Here is a 14,757-nt window from a genome sequence, read left to right as displayed (position 1 = left end):
ACTACTTTGCTGCAATAATTCAGACAGCAATCACCCAAGAAAAAACCGGCCACTACATTTGCCGGTTTTTTCTTGGGGTATATCAAGCCCCTGCTTACAAAATAAAACCGCTCATTTATGCTGTTTAAAATGCGGGAATAGCCTGATATTCAAATAAGAACCCAGCACTTAGTCTTACCTTACCGAATGCGTTACGGCACAGAATCGGTAAACCACTCAAATGCAGAGAGATCACAATATGTTCAGCAAAAAAAATATAATTCTATTGCTTGCCAGTGCAACACTGCTCTCCACGCAAGCCTATGCAGCCAAGGTTTATCAAGTTGCAACGGATGCGGCCTACGCACCATTTGAGTCTGTAAACGAAAAGAAAGAAATCGTTGGCTTCGACATGGATGTCATTAAAGCTGTGGCCTCAAAAGCGGGCATAGAAGTTCAACTGCACAACACCCCTTGGGAAGGTATTTTTGCGACGCTTAGCTCAGGCGATCGTGATTTAGTAGCCTCCGCCGTAACCATTACGCCTGAACGCAAACAAAGCATGGATTTTTCTGACCCTTACTTTGAAGCTAAACAACTCATTGCTATTGGTAAAAAAAGTAACATTACTAACTTTACAGCACTGAAAGATAAAAAAGTGGGTGTACAAACTGGCACCACGGGTGACGAGATTGTACAAAAGCTGCTTGGTAAAACAAATCCTAATATCAAGCGCTTTGAATCTACCCCACTGGCTATTAAAGAGCTGCAAAATGGCGGGGTTGATGCCGTTGTGGCTGATAACGGTGTAGTGATTAACTTTATTGCTAATAATAAATCATCCAGCCTAAAAACCATTGATGATGCAACTTTCGCAAAAGAATATTATGGCTTTGCCGTAAAGAAAGGTAATAAAGAGCTAATAGAAAAGCTTAATAAAGGCATCGCGGCCATTAAAGCCGATGGCACTTACGACAAAATACACAAGAAGTACTTCGGAAACTAAGCTTAATCATTTAAAATCGGGCGTATATCTTTCAGAAGCGCAATCCTGCTGGCTTGCGCTTTTTTATTCTGCAATCTGAATATGGCATGACAATGGACTTCATTACATTCTGGCAACAGATGCAAAACGCAGTTCCCCTTCTATCTAACTTTCAATTACAGATTGTTTGGGAATATCGCTCACTGTTTATCGATGGCATGAAAATGACCATTGGTATTACTCTTATTGCGGTGGTTTTTGGTACTTTAATCGGCCTATTTGCAGGGATGGCCCGCCTTGCTGATGTTAAACATGGAGTCTGGAAATACCCCGTTCGCTTTCTTATCCGCTGGCCCTCATCCGCTTACGTCACATTTTTTCGTGGTACGCCCTTATTTGTACAGATCTTACTCACCCACTTTGCCGTCATGCCGATGTTGGTTCACCCCACGGATGGCTTACTGATTAGTGGCGATTTGGCAGCAACCATGCGCCAAGATTACGGCGCATTTATGTCTGGCCTTGTGGCACTTACCCTCAATGCCGGTGCCTATATCACTGAGATTTTCCGTGCAGGGATTCAGTCCATTGCCAAAGGGCAGTTTGAAGCATCACGCTCCTTGGGAATGAACTACTGGCAAACCATGCGCTTTGTGATTATCCCGCAAGCCTTCAGACGCATGTTGCCACCGCTGGGTAATGAAGCCATTATGCTGCTCAAAGATAGCTCGCTGGTTTCCGCCATTGGACTTGCTGAGCTAGCCTATGCAGCCCGAACCGTGGCTGGAGCCTACTCCCGCTATTGGGAGCCGTACCTGACCATTTCTTTCCTGTATTTAATCCTCACGTTACTTATGGCGGCAGGGGTAAATAAACTAGAGAAACACTTCCAAGCGAGCGGCGGCATTCATTAATGCCCTAAGCCAAATGCAAAAGGCCTTCCACCCAGAGTGGAAGGCCTTTTTTACTTACGCATGCTCAATACAGATTGGGTTATTTTAAAGCTCGATCGGGTCCACATCTAAAATACAGCGCACCTTATTATTGCGCGCTTCCAGCATGGGCATAATCCGCTTCAGTGCATTCACCAAAGGATGGCGAGTATCAGACATCACCAATAGCTGCCAACGCTCCATCCCCGCTTTGCGCTGCATACTGGCCGCGATAGGGTCAAACATCTGCACGCCAGGTGCATCAGCCAAAACACTTTGTAGCTCAGCAAGGAACGCTTTTGCCAAGGCCCCATCTTCTGCTTCGGCGCGTAGCAAGGCATAAGCAGCAAACGGGGGGAGCTGCATACTGCACCGCTCATCCAACTGGCTATCAGCAAAAGCTGCGTAATCCTGCGCCAAAAGTTGGCTGTAAAAAGGATGATCGTGATAGCCGGTTTGAATCAACACCCGTCCCTGTGTACCTGCCCGCCCTGCACGGCCCGCCACCTGCAAGAGCTGTGCATACATGCGCTCTTCACCGCGGAAATCCACGCTAAACAAGCCAGCATCGGCATTGAGCACCACCACTAAATTGAGCGATGGAAAATCATGCCCCTTCGCCATCATTTGCGTACCAACCAGTAAATTAGCCTCGCCCGCACTCACTTGGCGCAGCATTTCTTGCAAGCTGCCTTTACGCCGTGTGTTATCTCGATCAATACGTAAGATCTTCGCCTCAGGAAACAAGCCCTCTAAAGCCGTTTCTACCCGCTGCGTGCCCTGCCCTAGTGGGCGTAAATCTTGATTACCACAATCTGGGCAGGCAGCAGGAATCGGCTCTTCATAACCACAATGATGGCAGCGCAAACGGCGCTCTTTTAAGTGCAGCACCAGTTTGGCCGAGCAGCGTTTGCACTCCGCCAACCAGCCACATTCGCCGCAAGACAATACCGGCGCGTAACCACGACGATTAATAAACACCAGCACCTGCTGCCCCGATGCCAAATGATCCCGCATGATATTTAATGTGGCCTGATGTAGGCCTTCTACCGTCTTGGCGCGGTGCATGGGGATAATTTCAATTTGCGGTGGCATGGCGCCACCCACAGCGCGGTGCTGTAGGGTAATCAGGCGATAACGACCTTGGCGAGCATTATGCCAAGTCTCTAAGCCTGGCGTAGCCGAGCCGAGCACCACTGGCACCTGCCGCTGATGTGCCCGATACACCGCCGCATCACGCGCCGAATAGCGCAGGCCTTCTTGCTGTTTAAACGAGGCATCGTGCTCCTCATCCACCACAATCATGCCCAGCCTTGGCATGGGGGTGAATACCGCAAGCCGCGTGCCCAGCACAATATGCGCCTCGCCACGGCTGGCTGAAAGCCAATTCACCACCCGTTCTTTATCGCTTAAGCCGCTATGCAAGGCCACGATACGAGCAGTTGGAAAACGTGCTCTAAAACGCGCCTCTAACTGAGGGGTTAAGTTGATTTCGGGCACCAGCACCAATGCTTGGCGGCCCTGGGCCAAACAATGGGCAATCGCCTGCAAATAGACTTCAGTTTTGCCGCTACCGGTAATCCCAAATAGAAGGAAAGCGGCAAAGCCTGCTGCACCCACAATCTGATCAATTGCCGCCTGCTGGTCACTATTGGCAAGCGCCGCCGCCAGAGGCAGGGGAATCGCATCTGGCAAGGCGGCAGTAAAGCTTACCCAGCCTGCCTCTAGCCATGTTTTTAACCACTTCATGGCGCTTGGCGACACCGCAGCCAGCTCAGCACGCGCCATTGGCTGTACCAGCATCTCAGCCAGCCGTCTTTGCAAGGGCGCACGAGCCGAGATATTGGCCAAGAGCAGCGCTAGATCACCCGCTTGGTACACACCGCTCGGCTCAGGAGGAATAAACGCCTTAGGCTGGCGTAAAGCCACTGGCAAGGCCGTAGCGAGTACCTGTCCTAATGGATGGCCGTAGTACTCAGCGCAAAAACGACTCAGCGCCAGTATATCGGCGGGCAGTGGCGGCATATCCCTAGGCAGAGCCGTGATCTGGCGAATTTTGCTGCTATCAAACTGCGTTTCAGCCGATACCGCCAGCACCACGCCTGCCAAACTACGTGGGCCAAAGGGCACAATCACCCGCTCGCCCACCGTTGGTACAATCTCACTTGTAAAGCTATATTCAAAAGAGCGTGTAAGCGGAACATCAAGAGCGACAGTTAAATAGCAACTATTCTTTAATATTCCGGTCATACGTACCCTGCAAACATGAGCCAAACAAGACTACCCACAGATTGTGTGGATAACTTTGTGGATTAACTGCGAATAACTGGCAAAACCCCAATAGAATCGGGGATGTGCTTAGCTTGCCTATTTTTTGAACTTTAAATTAAATCGTTTAAAATCAATAACTTAAAAAAACACGTAACAATGGGTTAATTTTTCTTTAATACTTGACAATCCGCACTTCTTGACCACTTTGGTGTGTATAACTCAGGCTTATATCGATACAATCAATACACAACATCGATATAAGCCCTTGTTTTATTTGCTAATTTGATGATAGTTTTGTGACAGTTTATGTACACTATTCACTAATGTCGTCACATGTTCAGGATTCGTGAATTGAGAAATGCCGTGTCCTAAATTAAACACATGCCCTTCCCCCGTGCCAAAGCTTGCCAGCAAGCGATCAACCTCAGCTTCAATCGCCGCAGGATTAGCAAACAGCGCATTGGGATCAAAATTACCCTGCAAAGCCACTTTATCGCCGATACGGCGGCGTGCATCAGCCAGATCCACCGTCCAATCCAAGCCCACTGCATCGCAGCCGCTGGCGGCGATATCTTCCAGCCACAGACCACCGCCCTTGGTAAACACAATCACCGGCACTTTACGGCCATCATGTTCACGCTTAAGGCCAGCAATCACCTGCTTCATATAATTCAGTGAGAATTCCTGATACTTACCATAAGCCAGCGCTCCACCCCAAGTATCAAAAATCTGCACCGCTTGCGCACCAGCTTCAATTTGCGCATTTAAATAATCAATCACGGTACGGGCATTCACATCCAAGATGTGATGCAAGAGATCAGGCCGATCATAAAGCATGGTTTTAACGCGGCTAAAGGTAGCCGAGCCTGCACCTTCGATCATATAGCAGGCCAAAGTAAACGGGCTGCCAGAAAAACCAATCAGCGGTACGCGGCCATCTAAAGCCTTACGGATTGACGAAACTGCATCGGTAACATAGCGCAGCTCAGTGCCTACATCTGGCACCGTCAGCGCCAGAATATCGCGTTCTTCCCGAAGTGGACGCTCAAACTTAGGCCCTTCACCTTCTGCAAAATACAGCCCCAAGCCCATCGCATCGGGCACGGTTAAAATATCACTAAATAAAATCGCGGCATCTAGCGGATAGCGCTCTAGTGGCTGTAAGGTAACTTCGGTGGCTAGCTCAGTGTTTTTGCACAGCTGCAAGAATGAACCCGCCACTTTGCGAGTAGCACAGTACTCGGGTAAGTAACGCCCCGCTTGACGCATCAGCCAAACGGGGGTGTATTCAACTGGCTCACGACATAGCGCGCGTAAGAAAGTATCGTTTTGTAATTGGCTCATTAAATTAGGCGTCCTTTAAAGCACAATAGCCCTCGCAGCCTATCAGGCGGCTAAGGCTATTTGCAGAAGAATGGGGCGGGCAGGCCGCCCACAAGAAACAGAAATACAAAGGCTTAAGGGCAAAGCTTTTGGGTATAGCCTTTCACGCCACGACGGCAGCGATGATCTTTTTGCTCTGCCGTAATCACCCACACAGAGTCAACCACTCCCATTTTAAAGCGGTAGCGCTCACTCGCCACGCTATCATCCATCAAGCCTTTGATTTCTACGCTTAACTGAGTGCGGGAAAAATCCTCCCCTTGCGAGCGCTGCTTAATATCTAAACCTTGATATTCAAACTGCCCAGCAGGATTGCTGATTTTATCTTTCAGATAAGCCAAAGCCACTTGCACCGGCGGCTGGCCTGCTGCACCTTGATAAACGACGACTGGCGCTGCAGAAAACACAGTGCCACTACACACCAACAATAGCAGTGCTAGCGACTTTTTCATGTTGTGCTTTTCCACGTGTCTTTAAGCGTAACCGCACGGTTAAACACAATTTTTTCACCCGTAATATGATCTTTGCGATCAGTCACAAAATAACCTAAGCGCTCAAACTGATAGCGTGTTTCCGGGGCCAAATCACGCGCCACGGCTTCTACATAGGCTGTGACCACTGCCAACGATTCCGGATTAATAAACTGGCGGAAATCGACATACTCGCCATCCGCGCCACGCACCGCGTCCGGACGAGCCTCAGTAAACAGGCGATCGTACAAACGCACTTCAGCAGGCACAGCGTGCTCGGCCGACAACCAGTGAATGACACCCTTTACCTTACGGCCCACTGGATTTTGGCCCAGCGTGTCTGGATCAAGGCTGCATTTAAGCTCAATCACATTGCCACTCGCATCTTTCACCACTTCATCGCATTTCATTACATAGGAGTAGCGCAAGCGCACTTCGCTACCTACCGTCAGGCGTTGCCAGCCTGCTGGGGCAACTTCGGCGAAATCATCGTGCTCTACCCAAATCTCACGGCTAATTGGCACATTTCGCTCGCCAAACTCTGGATGCTGTGGATGATAAGGTGCTGCGCGCGAAGCGGTTACGCCTTCCTCATAATTAGTCAGTGTCACTTTCAGCGGGCGCAGCACGGCCATAATGCGTGGGCAGCTGCTTTCTAATTGCTCGCGTACTGCGCCTTCCAGAATACTTAAATCAACCACATTTTCTGACTTAGACACACCCACACGTTGGGCGAATAGCTTAATGCCCTCTGGCGTATAACCACGGCGGCGCATACCAACCACGGTAGGCATACGCGGATCATCCCAGCCTGATACCAAGCCTTCATTCACCAGCGCCGCCAGCTTACGCTTGGAGGTCATAGTGTAGAGTAGCTCTAAGCGTGAGAATTCGATCTGCTGTGGGTGGCAATCTATGCTGATATTATCCAGCACCCAATCGTAAAGCGGGCGATGGTCGGCAAATTCGAGTGTACACAGACTGTGGGTAATACCTTCCAGCGCATCAGAAATGCAATGGGTGTAGTCGTACATCGGATAGATGCACCATTTATCGCCGGTACGAATATGGTGTGCGCGCTTAATGCGATAGATCACTGGATCACGCAAATTCAAATTAGGCGCGGCCATATCAATTTTAAGACGCAGTGTTTTGCTACCGTCAGCAAATTCACCGGCCTTCATACGGCGGAATAAATCTAAATTTTCTTCAATAGAGCGATCGCGGTGAAGGCTGTTTTTACCCGGCGCTTCAAAATTGCCACGGTATTCGCGCATTTGCTCGGCATTTAGCTCACAAACAAAAGCCTTACCCGCCTGAATTAATTCTTCGGCGTAAGCGTACAACTGATCAAAGTAATCGGCAGCATGGCGAATCTCACCCGCCCATTCAAAGCCCAGCCACTTCACATCACTGGCGATGGCCTGAGCAAACTCTTCATTTTCTTTTTCAGGATTGGTGTCGTCCATGCGCAAATTGCACTGGCCCTGATAATCCTCAGCTACACCAAAATTCAAGCAAATCGACTTAGCATGGCCTACATGCAGATAGCCATTTGGCTCAGGCGGAAAGCGCGTTTGGATCGACGAATGCTTGCCGCTGGCAAGGTCGCTTTCAATCGTGCTACGAATAAAATTACTGACAGTAGGAACCGAGGCTTCTTTGCTCATATCTTGAATAGGGTTCAATGGTATTTGGACAAGGTCTATTCTACCGTAACCGCGTACCAATTGGGGCCTAGCCACAGCGGTACGGGGTGCTACGATTACCACTTGCATGCTATCTTTGCGCCCTTTTTGCTGCTTATTCATTAAAACCAAGCACACTCAAGTACAGATAAAGTCAGCCCCCCCCTGTAATTAACTTTATTTAAAGGAATAAATGCAATGTGGAAATGGTTATTTTTAGGTTTTTTACTTCATGTATCCTGGGCAAATGCGACTGACAAACTGTCGATTTATGTATGGAGCAACTCCATGCCTGCCAGCACCATCCAAGCATTTGAAGCACGCTGCCAATGCCGTGTAGAGCAAAGCTTTTATGGTGATAATGAAGAACTACTCGCAAAACTTGCCGCTGGCGCTAAGGGTTACGACCTTATTTTTCCCTCCACCTTTGTTTTGCCCGCCCTGATTGGCCCAAATAAGCTAATGCAGCTGGATAAAAGCAAGCTGCCACACAGCAAAGATATCCTGCCCGCTTTTCTACGCGTGCCTTACGATAATAACAACGCCTACCATGAGCCCTTTATGATCGGCGTGACGCTGCTGGGCTATAACGCAGAAAAACTGAAAGCTGCAGGAGTTGACCCCAGCAGCTGGGCGGCGATTTTTGACCCAGAGCAGCTCAAAAAAATCCGCAATAAAGTAACTGTTTTGGATAGCTCGCGTGAGTTATTTGCCGCCGCACTGATGTATCTTGGCAAAGACCCTAATTCTGGCAAGCAAGAAGACCTTGCTGCCGCCAGCGAAGTGATTCGCAAAGCTAAGCCTTATTGGGCGGCGTTTAACAACGACAGCTACAGCCGCCAACTTGCCAATGGCAATATCTGGTTGGCGATGGGTAATAGCTCAGATTTATTTCAGGCGCGCCGCGAAGTCAGAGAAACCAAACGCAAATTTAAGCTTGAGTTTACCGCGCAAAAAGAAGGCAATGAATGGTGGATGGATACCGTCGCCATTATGCGTGATGCACCAAGGCCAGATCTAGCCCATCAATTTATCGATTTTTTGCTAGAAGGCAAAACAGCAGCGGCGCAAGCTAAAGCCAGCGGCGGCATTAGCCCCGTCAGCACTGCAGCAGCTTTTCTAGACCCAGAACTCAGCCAACACCCCGTACTCAACCCAAAGCCCCAAGACTTTGCCAAGTGGACATTAATGCGCGCTTATAACGCCAATGAACGACGCTTATTAAGCCGTTATTGGACCGCCATCAAAGTACGTTAATTTAGACCATGTAAAGAATCAACGGGGAAGAATACTTTTAAACCACACCATTTCCCCCTCTCACCCCCGTACGTAAATGATTGTATCTATCTAAAGTGCCATGTAATGTATACAACCAGAGGCATTTAGATACTGGAGTTAGAAAGTGGACGAAGGATTAGAGCTGTTTTTTGAACAATATGGCGAGGCGTATTCAGCCTTAGATGCAAACGCAGTCTCATCCATGTTTGCCTTGCCCTTTATGACCATTCATCAAGGCCAAGGAACCGTTTGGGAAACAATGGATTTATTGCTGCCTGCAACTGCAAGCTTACTAGGCTGGTTTGAACAACAGGGTTTTCTTAGTGCAAGCTATACAATTAAGGACGTACTCTGTATCAGCCCTGATTTTGCAAGCGTCAATCTCATCTGGTCGGTCACGCGCCTAGATATGGCCCCTTGGCAATACGGCACTTGCTACCATGTGAAGCGTGGGGCTGGCGGCTGGAGAATCTACTGTGTAGTCCAGTTTGACACGGTTCCCGAGCATGAAGAAGGCGTAGAAGCGGCGATCAAACTTCGGCACAGCTTACATTCAAATCTGTAAGCAATAGCGTGGGCCCAAAGCCCACGCAACCCTTTATGAAATCTTTATGCAATCGCCTCTTGCTCAGCAGGCAATAGTAAATTGATCAAAATAGCCAATACACTCACCAAACCTACCCCTGCCAGATTAAAATCACCAATCTTCAGCATCAAGCCACCAATCCCGCAGGTGAGCACCACAGACACAATCACCAAATTACGCGGCGCCATCAGGTTTAGCTTTGCATCTATCAGGGTTTTCAGACCAATACTCGCAATCGTACCAAATAAGAGCACCATAATCCCGCCCATTACTGGCAGAGGAATCGATTGCAACAGCGCATTAAATTTACCAAAGAACGCCAGAATAACCGCCAAAACGGCCGCCCAAGTCATGATGACAGGATTAAAGTTTCGGGTAATCATCAGCGCACCGGTGACTTCTGAATAAGTGGTGATCGGCGGGCCACCAATCAGCCCAGCAAAGCACACACCAAAACCATCACCCGCTAAGGTGCGATGCAAGCCAGGTGATTTGGTGTAATCATCCCCCGTTACCTGCCCCACCGCCATCACCGCGCCAATATGCTCAATCGTTGGTGCAATCGCCACAGGCAGCATAAATAACGCCGCCGCCCAGTTTACCTCTGGCGTCACAAAATGCGGCATCGCAAACCATGGCGCAGCAGCAATCGCCGTAAAATCAATTACGCCCATAAAAATGGCGGAAATATAGCCCACCACTACACCAGATAAAATAGGCACTAGGCGTAGCATTCCGCCAGCAAATACCGAAACAATAATTGTTGTACCCAGAGAAATTGCCGCCAAGAATAAAGAAGTGTTGTAGGCCACCAGCTGCTTACCACCGCCCTGCCCCATTGCCATACCTGACGCCGCCACCGCAACCGACAAACCAATCACCATAATCACGGGGCCAATCACTACTGGCGGTAGCAATTTATGAATAAAACCCATGCCGCGCCATTTGATCAAGCCCGCAATGACAAAATACATAAAACCGGCCGCAAATAGGCCAAACTGCGTCGCGGCTTGCCCCCAAGTATGCATGGCAAAAATAATCGGCCCAATAAATGCAAAGGAAGAGCCTAAAAAGATGGGGACTTTACGGCCAGTAAGCCATTGAAATACCAAAGTGCCTACACCCGCGCCCAAAAGGGCCATCGCAGGATTCAATCCTGTTAGCAAAGGCACCAACACCAAAGCACCAAACGCTACAAATAAAATCTGCGCTCCCGAAACAAACTGCTTTAAGGCAAACCACATAAACACCGCTCCCATAGCAGCCTGTCGGACTTAGGACCGACCTACTGCAAAAACGCCTCATTCGGCCATATTTCACGCATTTTCTCGTTAAATAGCTCGCTATTCGCCTCAAAAATACATGAAATCTGTCTCAAACTGGTCATTGTTTCGTGACGATCGCCTAAGTCCGACAGGCTACAAGATACAAAAATCCCCCTGCTGCGAGGGGGATGATTTAAAACTTAAAACTCAGATTACTTTGTTGTACCAAAAATCTTATCTCCAGCATCCCCAAGCCCAGGAATAATGTAGCCCTGCTCATTTAAGTGGCTATCCAAAGAAGCAGCCACGATTTCTACATCAGGGTGAGCATCATTAACCAGTTTCACGCCCTCAGGAGCGGCCACCATTACAATCGCTTTGATATCTTTACAGCCATTGCGCTTAAGCATATCGATGGTTGCAACTAAAGAGCCACCCGTGGCCAGCATAGGATCGATGATCAAGGCGAGGCGATCTTCTAGATTGCCGACAAATTTTTCAAAGTAAGGCTCAGGCTGCAGTGTTTCTTCATTACGCGCTAAACCCACTACGCTGATTTTGGCCGAAGGCACTAAATCTAGTACGCCATTGAGCATGCCAATACCCGCACGCAAAATAGGCACAACGGTGAGCTTTTTACCTTTTACCTGCTGAACTTCTACAGGGCCACACCAGCCAGCAATCAGGGTGGTTTCTAATGGCAAATCACGCGTTGCTTCATAAGCCAACAAACGAGCCAGCTCTTCTGTAAGCAATCGGAATTTATTTGTGCTCACATTCTCTGCACGAAGCAGAGCGAGTTTGTGTTGCACCAAGGGGTGTTTTACAACGGTAATTTGCATGACGGCGCCCAAAAAAAACAAATATTAACATTTCAGTGTAGCGCTCCTTACACAAAAGCGCATCGGTGAAAATACAACTTGCATACAGAATAAATCGTTTCACTCCACTAGGCGTTAATATCAAACAATAAATATGGACCTATCAAGCACTACGAAACATAAAATAAACTGCACCTAATAAACACAAGCCTGCCCACAGAAAATCCAGCTTAAGCGGTTGATTCATATAAAATACAGCAAACGGAATAAACACCGACAAACTAATAACCTCTTGAATGATTTTCAACTGAGGCAATGTGTAAACACCAATCCCGATTCGATTGGCGGGCACCTGTAATAAATACTCAAATAAAGCGATACCCCAGCTCAATAGCGCCGCCAATAACCAAGGTTTGCTATGGGCGTACTTCAAGTGCCCATACCAAGCCACAGTCATAAACACATTGGATGCAATCAAAAGTAGGATAGATATAATTAGATGGGGGCAGGTTCATTGCGGCAAGGATGCTCATTTTTTGTTAAACTCGCCCAGTTTAGCGCCTGACCAACTGTTTTGGACACACACATGACACTGCGTAGCATTGCCTTAGCCCTTGTGCCTCTTTTTTTATCCCTAAACGTGCTCGCTGGGGATGCTGAGGATATTCAGCAGTTACTTAAATCCAAGCAATTACCGCAGGCGCTGGATCGTGCGGATAAAGCCCTGATCAAATCCCCTAAAGAGCCATCCATTCGCTTTTTACGCGGCATTATTCTGACAGAAATGGGCAGGACCGATGAAGGCATCAAAGCCTTTACTCAGCTTTCTGCAGACAACCCGCAGCTCCCAGAACCCTATAATAATTTAGCCGTGCTTTACGCTCAGCAAAACCAATTAGATAAAGCCCGTGCGGCACTACTCATGGCAATACAAACCAACCCAGCCTATGCCACTGCGCATGAAAATTTGGGTGATTTATACGCACGTCTTGCCTCCCAAGCTTACGACAAAGCACTGCAATTAGAGGGTAGCAATCCAGCCGTACAAACTAAATTAAAAATGGTTGGCAGCCTCTTTGGCAACCCAATTGCCCCAAGCAAAGCTTCTAACGCAAAAGTAGCAATAGTCACCCCAGCGGCTAAACCAGCGGACGTGGTCGCCATAGTCACGCCAACCGCAAAACCATTAACTACACCAAGCCCTGTGCCTGCCAAGCCAACTGCCACACCAGCACCAGTTGTTAAAGCCACGTCTGCCCCAACACTTGCCCCTACTCCAGCACCGAAGCTTGAAACTCATGATGCAGATAAGCAACAAATTGCCGCTGCGGTCGAAGGCTGGGCACAGGCATGGAGCAAGCAAAATGTGAACGGCTATCTAGCCGCTTATGGCAGCGATTTTAAAACCCCTGGTGGGCAAAAATTTAGCGCATGGGGCGCAGAACGCCGCAATCGCATTAGTAGCCCAAAATCTATCGAAGTAAAAATCGCTGATTTAAAAATAGAGATCAATGACGATAGTACGGCCAAAGCACGCTTTCGCCAGTCATACAAGGCCAGTCACTTATCTAGCACGACTGGTAAAACTTTAATCCTTGCAAAATCGGGTGGCCGCTGGCTAATCCGAGAAGAGCGAGCAGGCTCCTAATCACGTATGCGTAGTTTGTTTATCTGGGGCAAGCGTAGTGCTTGCCTAATTGCCCTACTGATGCTTGCGCCACCTGCTCGCCCTATTGTTTCGGACCCCGCCAAACCCCGTTTTCTGGAAGAGAAAATAGGTAGTGCGAGTCTTGGCTCGCCTGAACAAAGAATTTTGGCCGCGATAGACCATATTCGTCACGGCAAACTGGCGGATGCGCGCGCCACCGTCAATGCTTTATTGCTAGAACACCCCAATTATCGCCTCGCCCATCTGCTTTCTGGCGATCTATACGCAATGCGCACCATGCCACTGAATAATATTGGCGCAGGAGCGAGCAGCCCCTCAAGCGATAAGCTGGACGATCTACGTAAAGAGGCGCTTGCACGGATCAGTAGCCGCCAAAGTAGCGAGCCACACAGCTTATTGCCCGCTCACTTACTGGTGTTTGCCCCTGGCCAGCAATACGCCATTTTGGTCGATGCTGCGGCATCCCGTGTTTATGTGTTTAAAAATGTAGATGGCGTACCTAGCTATGTCACCGATCACTACGCCACCATCGGCAAGCTAGGGGCAGATAAATTTAAAGAAGGCGATCAACGCACACCTCTCGGGGTGTATTTTGTGACCAGCCACCTGACACGCCCTTATCTGGATAAAACCCGTGGCGCTCAGGCTGATTTATACGGCGTAGGCGCATGGCCGATTTCTTTCCCCAATGAGATCGATAAAAGCGAAGGACGCACTGGTTCTGGCATTTGGCTACATGGCGTTCCAGCCAACACTTACGCGCGTGCGCCTTGGGCATCCAATGGCTGCGTGGCCATGACCAATGAAGAAATGCTCGATATCGCGCAATATATTCAAATTGGCCAAACCCCCGTCGTGATCGTTCCTAAGGCCGAATGGGTCAGCAAAGTAGAATGGCAATCTAGGCACGATGCTGCGCTCAGCCTGATTGACGACTGGCGCGAAGAATGGGAATCACTGAAGACTCAGCCCTATTTAAGCCGCTACGGCAAACAATTTAAGAGTGACGATGGGCAAGACCTTGCCACTTGGAGCCGCCAAAAAACCTCGGTGAGCGCAAGTAAAAGCTGGAGTAAAGTTCGGCTTGATGATCTCAGCATCTTTGCCAGCGGCGGCGCTAATCCACGCTTAACCACCAGCTTTAAACAAGACTATCGCAGCAACAATCTAGATAATCAGATGAAAAAGCGCCAATACTGGCAACAAGAAGATGGCGCATGGAAAATCATTTTTGAAGGTGCCGCCACTTAAACTGCATATACCAAAAAAAGCCCCAAGCATTTAACGCTTTGAACTGACCCCAATTAGTTGGACAGTATAAAAGCTAGGTACTCAAGAGCTGGGTTCTGTATTGCACAGGACTCAGCCCTTTTAATTTCAGCTTGATTCGGTCGTGGTTATAGTAATGAATGTAATCCACGATGCCTTGC

14 protein-coding genes are annotated in these 14,757 nt (G+C 48.7%); 6 read left to right on the top strand and 8 right to left on the bottom strand.

The annotated features are described in order from the left end of the window. The first annotated feature begins 238 nt into the window (after positions 1-238). Both Q0R17_RS19790 and Q0R17_RS19785 read left to right on the top strand, forming a co-directional pair. Entirely contained in the window at positions 239-985 is a 747-nt protein-coding gene (locus Q0R17_RS19790; protein WP_293938233.1) for a basic amino acid ABC transporter substrate-binding protein, read from the top strand. Between the two features lie 92 nt (positions 986-1,077). Continuing rightward, the gene (locus Q0R17_RS19785) at positions 1,078-1,878 is read left to right on the top strand and encodes an amino acid ABC transporter permease (RefSeq protein WP_293938231.1); all 801 of its coding nucleotides are present in this window, start codon (positions 1,078-1,080) and stop codon (positions 1,876-1,878) included. 84 nt (positions 1,879-1,962) lie between these two features. Here Q0R17_RS19785 and Q0R17_RS19780 read toward each other — a convergent pair whose 3' ends face one another. From Q0R17_RS19780 to Q0R17_RS19765, 4 genes are all read right to left on the bottom strand, one after another. After that, positions 1,963-4,146 carry a primosomal protein N' gene (locus Q0R17_RS19780; protein ID WP_293938229.1) on the bottom strand — a complete coding sequence of 728 codons (2,184 nt, stop codon included), beginning with the start codon at positions 4,144-4,146 and terminating at the stop codon, positions 1,963-1,965. 291 nt (positions 4,147-4,437) lie between these two features. After that, a complete protein-coding gene (gene hemE / locus Q0R17_RS19775; RefSeq protein WP_293938227.1) occupies positions 4,438-5,511 on the bottom strand; it encodes a uroporphyrinogen decarboxylase in 1,074 nt (357 codons plus the stop codon). A 113-nt stretch (positions 5,512-5,624) separates the two neighbouring features. Further along, entirely contained in the window at positions 5,625-6,002 is a 378-nt protein-coding gene (locus Q0R17_RS19770) for a hypothetical protein (protein ID WP_293938225.1), read from the bottom strand. After that, positions 5,999-7,690, bottom strand: coding sequence for a glutamine--tRNA ligase/YqeY domain fusion protein (locus Q0R17_RS19765; protein WP_293938267.1), 1,692 nt, complete (start codon positions 7,688-7,690; stop codon positions 5,999-6,001). Before Q0R17_RS19765 ends, Q0R17_RS19770 begins: the two co-directional genes overlap by 4 nt. A 306-nt stretch (positions 7,691-7,996) precedes the next feature. On the opposite strand from Q0R17_RS19765, the gene Q0R17_RS19760 reads away from it, so the two are divergent. Further along, positions 7,997-8,965, top strand: a complete 969-nt coding sequence (locus Q0R17_RS19760; RefSeq protein WP_293938223.1) for a PotD/PotF family extracellular solute-binding protein — start codon at positions 7,997-7,999, stop codon at positions 8,963-8,965. A 145-nt stretch (positions 8,966-9,110) separates the two neighbouring features. Continuing rightward, positions 9,111-9,551, top strand: coding sequence for a hypothetical protein (locus tag Q0R17_RS19755; RefSeq protein WP_293938221.1), 441 nt, complete (start codon positions 9,111-9,113; stop codon positions 9,549-9,551). Between the two features lie 44 nt (positions 9,552-9,595). Here the strand turns inward: Q0R17_RS19755 and Q0R17_RS19750 are convergent, their stop codons facing one another. The 3 genes from Q0R17_RS19750 to Q0R17_RS19740 all read right to left on the bottom strand — a co-directional run bounded on the left by Q0R17_RS19750 (position 9,596) and on the right by Q0R17_RS19740 (position 12,136). Next, positions 9,596-10,816: a uracil-xanthine permease family protein gene (locus Q0R17_RS19750; RefSeq protein WP_293938219.1), complete on the bottom strand. Its 1,221-nt coding sequence runs from the start codon at positions 10,814-10,816 to the stop codon at positions 9,596-9,598. Positions 10,817-11,049: 233 nt separating this feature from the next. Beyond that, positions 11,050-11,679, bottom strand: coding sequence for a uracil phosphoribosyltransferase (gene upp, locus Q0R17_RS19745; RefSeq protein ID WP_293938217.1), 630 nt, complete (start codon positions 11,677-11,679; stop codon positions 11,050-11,052). A 142-nt stretch (positions 11,680-11,821) separates the two neighbouring features. Then, positions 11,822-12,136, bottom strand: a complete 315-nt coding sequence (locus Q0R17_RS19740) for a DMT family protein (protein ID WP_293938215.1) — start codon at positions 12,134-12,136, stop codon at positions 11,822-11,824. A gap of 108 nt (positions 12,137-12,244) precedes the next feature. Between Q0R17_RS19740 and Q0R17_RS19735 the strand changes: the two genes are divergently transcribed. Both Q0R17_RS19735 and Q0R17_RS19730 read left to right on the top strand, forming a co-directional pair. Then, positions 12,245-13,306 (top strand): tetratricopeptide repeat protein, encoded by a 1,062-nt coding sequence (locus tag Q0R17_RS19735; RefSeq protein ID WP_293938214.1) that lies wholly within the window; start codon positions 12,245-12,247, stop codon positions 13,304-13,306. A 6-nt stretch (positions 13,307-13,312) separates the two neighbouring features. After that, on the top strand, positions 13,313-14,578 hold the full coding sequence (locus tag Q0R17_RS19730; protein ID WP_293938212.1) for a murein L,D-transpeptidase family protein: 1,266 nt from the start codon (positions 13,313-13,315) through the stop codon (positions 14,576-14,578). Positions 14,579-14,651: 73 nt separating this feature from the next. On the opposite strand, the gene Q0R17_RS19725 is transcribed toward Q0R17_RS19730, so the two are convergent. After that, the coding region (locus Q0R17_RS19725; protein WP_293932832.1) for an IS3 family transposase at positions 14,652-14,757 on the bottom strand (106 nt) is incomplete at its 5' end.

It is taken from the genome of Iodobacter sp., assembly GCF_025352645.1.
Taxonomy (GTDB): Bacteria; Pseudomonadota; Gammaproteobacteria; order Burkholderiales; family Chitinibacteraceae; genus Iodobacter.
The sequence above is the reverse complement of the archived record's forward strand: the minus strand, read 5'-3'. Positions and strand labels throughout refer to the sequence as shown.

Bases quoted from the DNA above. Each gene is read 5' to 3' on its own strand.
- Q0R17_RS19790 (WP_293938233.1), top strand. From the start codon at position 239: ATGTTCAGCAAAAAAAATATAATTCTATTGCTTGCCAGTGCAACACTG.
- Q0R17_RS19785 (WP_293938231.1), top strand. From the start codon at position 1,078: ATGGACTTCATTACATTCTGGCAACAGATGCAAAACGCAGTTCCCCTT.
- Q0R17_RS19780 (WP_293938229.1), bottom strand. From the start codon at position 4,146: ATGACCGGAATATTAAAGAATAGTTGCTATTTAACTGTCGCTCTTGAT.
- hemE (WP_293938227.1), bottom strand. From the start codon at position 5,511: ATGAGCCAATTACAAAACGATACTTTCTTACGCGCGCTATGTCGTGAG.
- Q0R17_RS19770 (WP_293938225.1), bottom strand. From the start codon at position 6,002: ATGAAAAAGTCGCTAGCACTGCTATTGTTGGTGTGTAGTGGCACTGTG.
- Q0R17_RS19765 (WP_293938267.1), bottom strand. From the start codon at position 7,690: ATGAGCAAAGAAGCCTCGGTTCCTACTGTCAGTAATTTTATTCGTAGC.
- Q0R17_RS19760 (WP_293938223.1), top strand. From the start codon at position 7,997: ATGCCTGCCAGCACCATCCAAGCATTTGAAGCACGCTGCCAATGCCGT.
- Q0R17_RS19750 (WP_293938219.1), bottom strand. From the start codon at position 10,816: ATGTGGTTTGCCTTAAAGCAGTTTGTTTCGGGAGCGCAGATTTTATTT.
- upp (WP_293938217.1), bottom strand. From the start codon at position 11,679: ATGCAAATTACCGTTGTAAAACACCCCTTGGTGCAACACAAACTCGCT.
- Q0R17_RS19735 (WP_293938214.1), top strand. From the start codon at position 12,245: ATGACACTGCGTAGCATTGCCTTAGCCCTTGTGCCTCTTTTTTTATCC.
- Q0R17_RS19730 (WP_293938212.1), top strand. From the start codon at position 13,313: ATGCGTAGTTTGTTTATCTGGGGCAAGCGTAGTGCTTGCCTAATTGCC.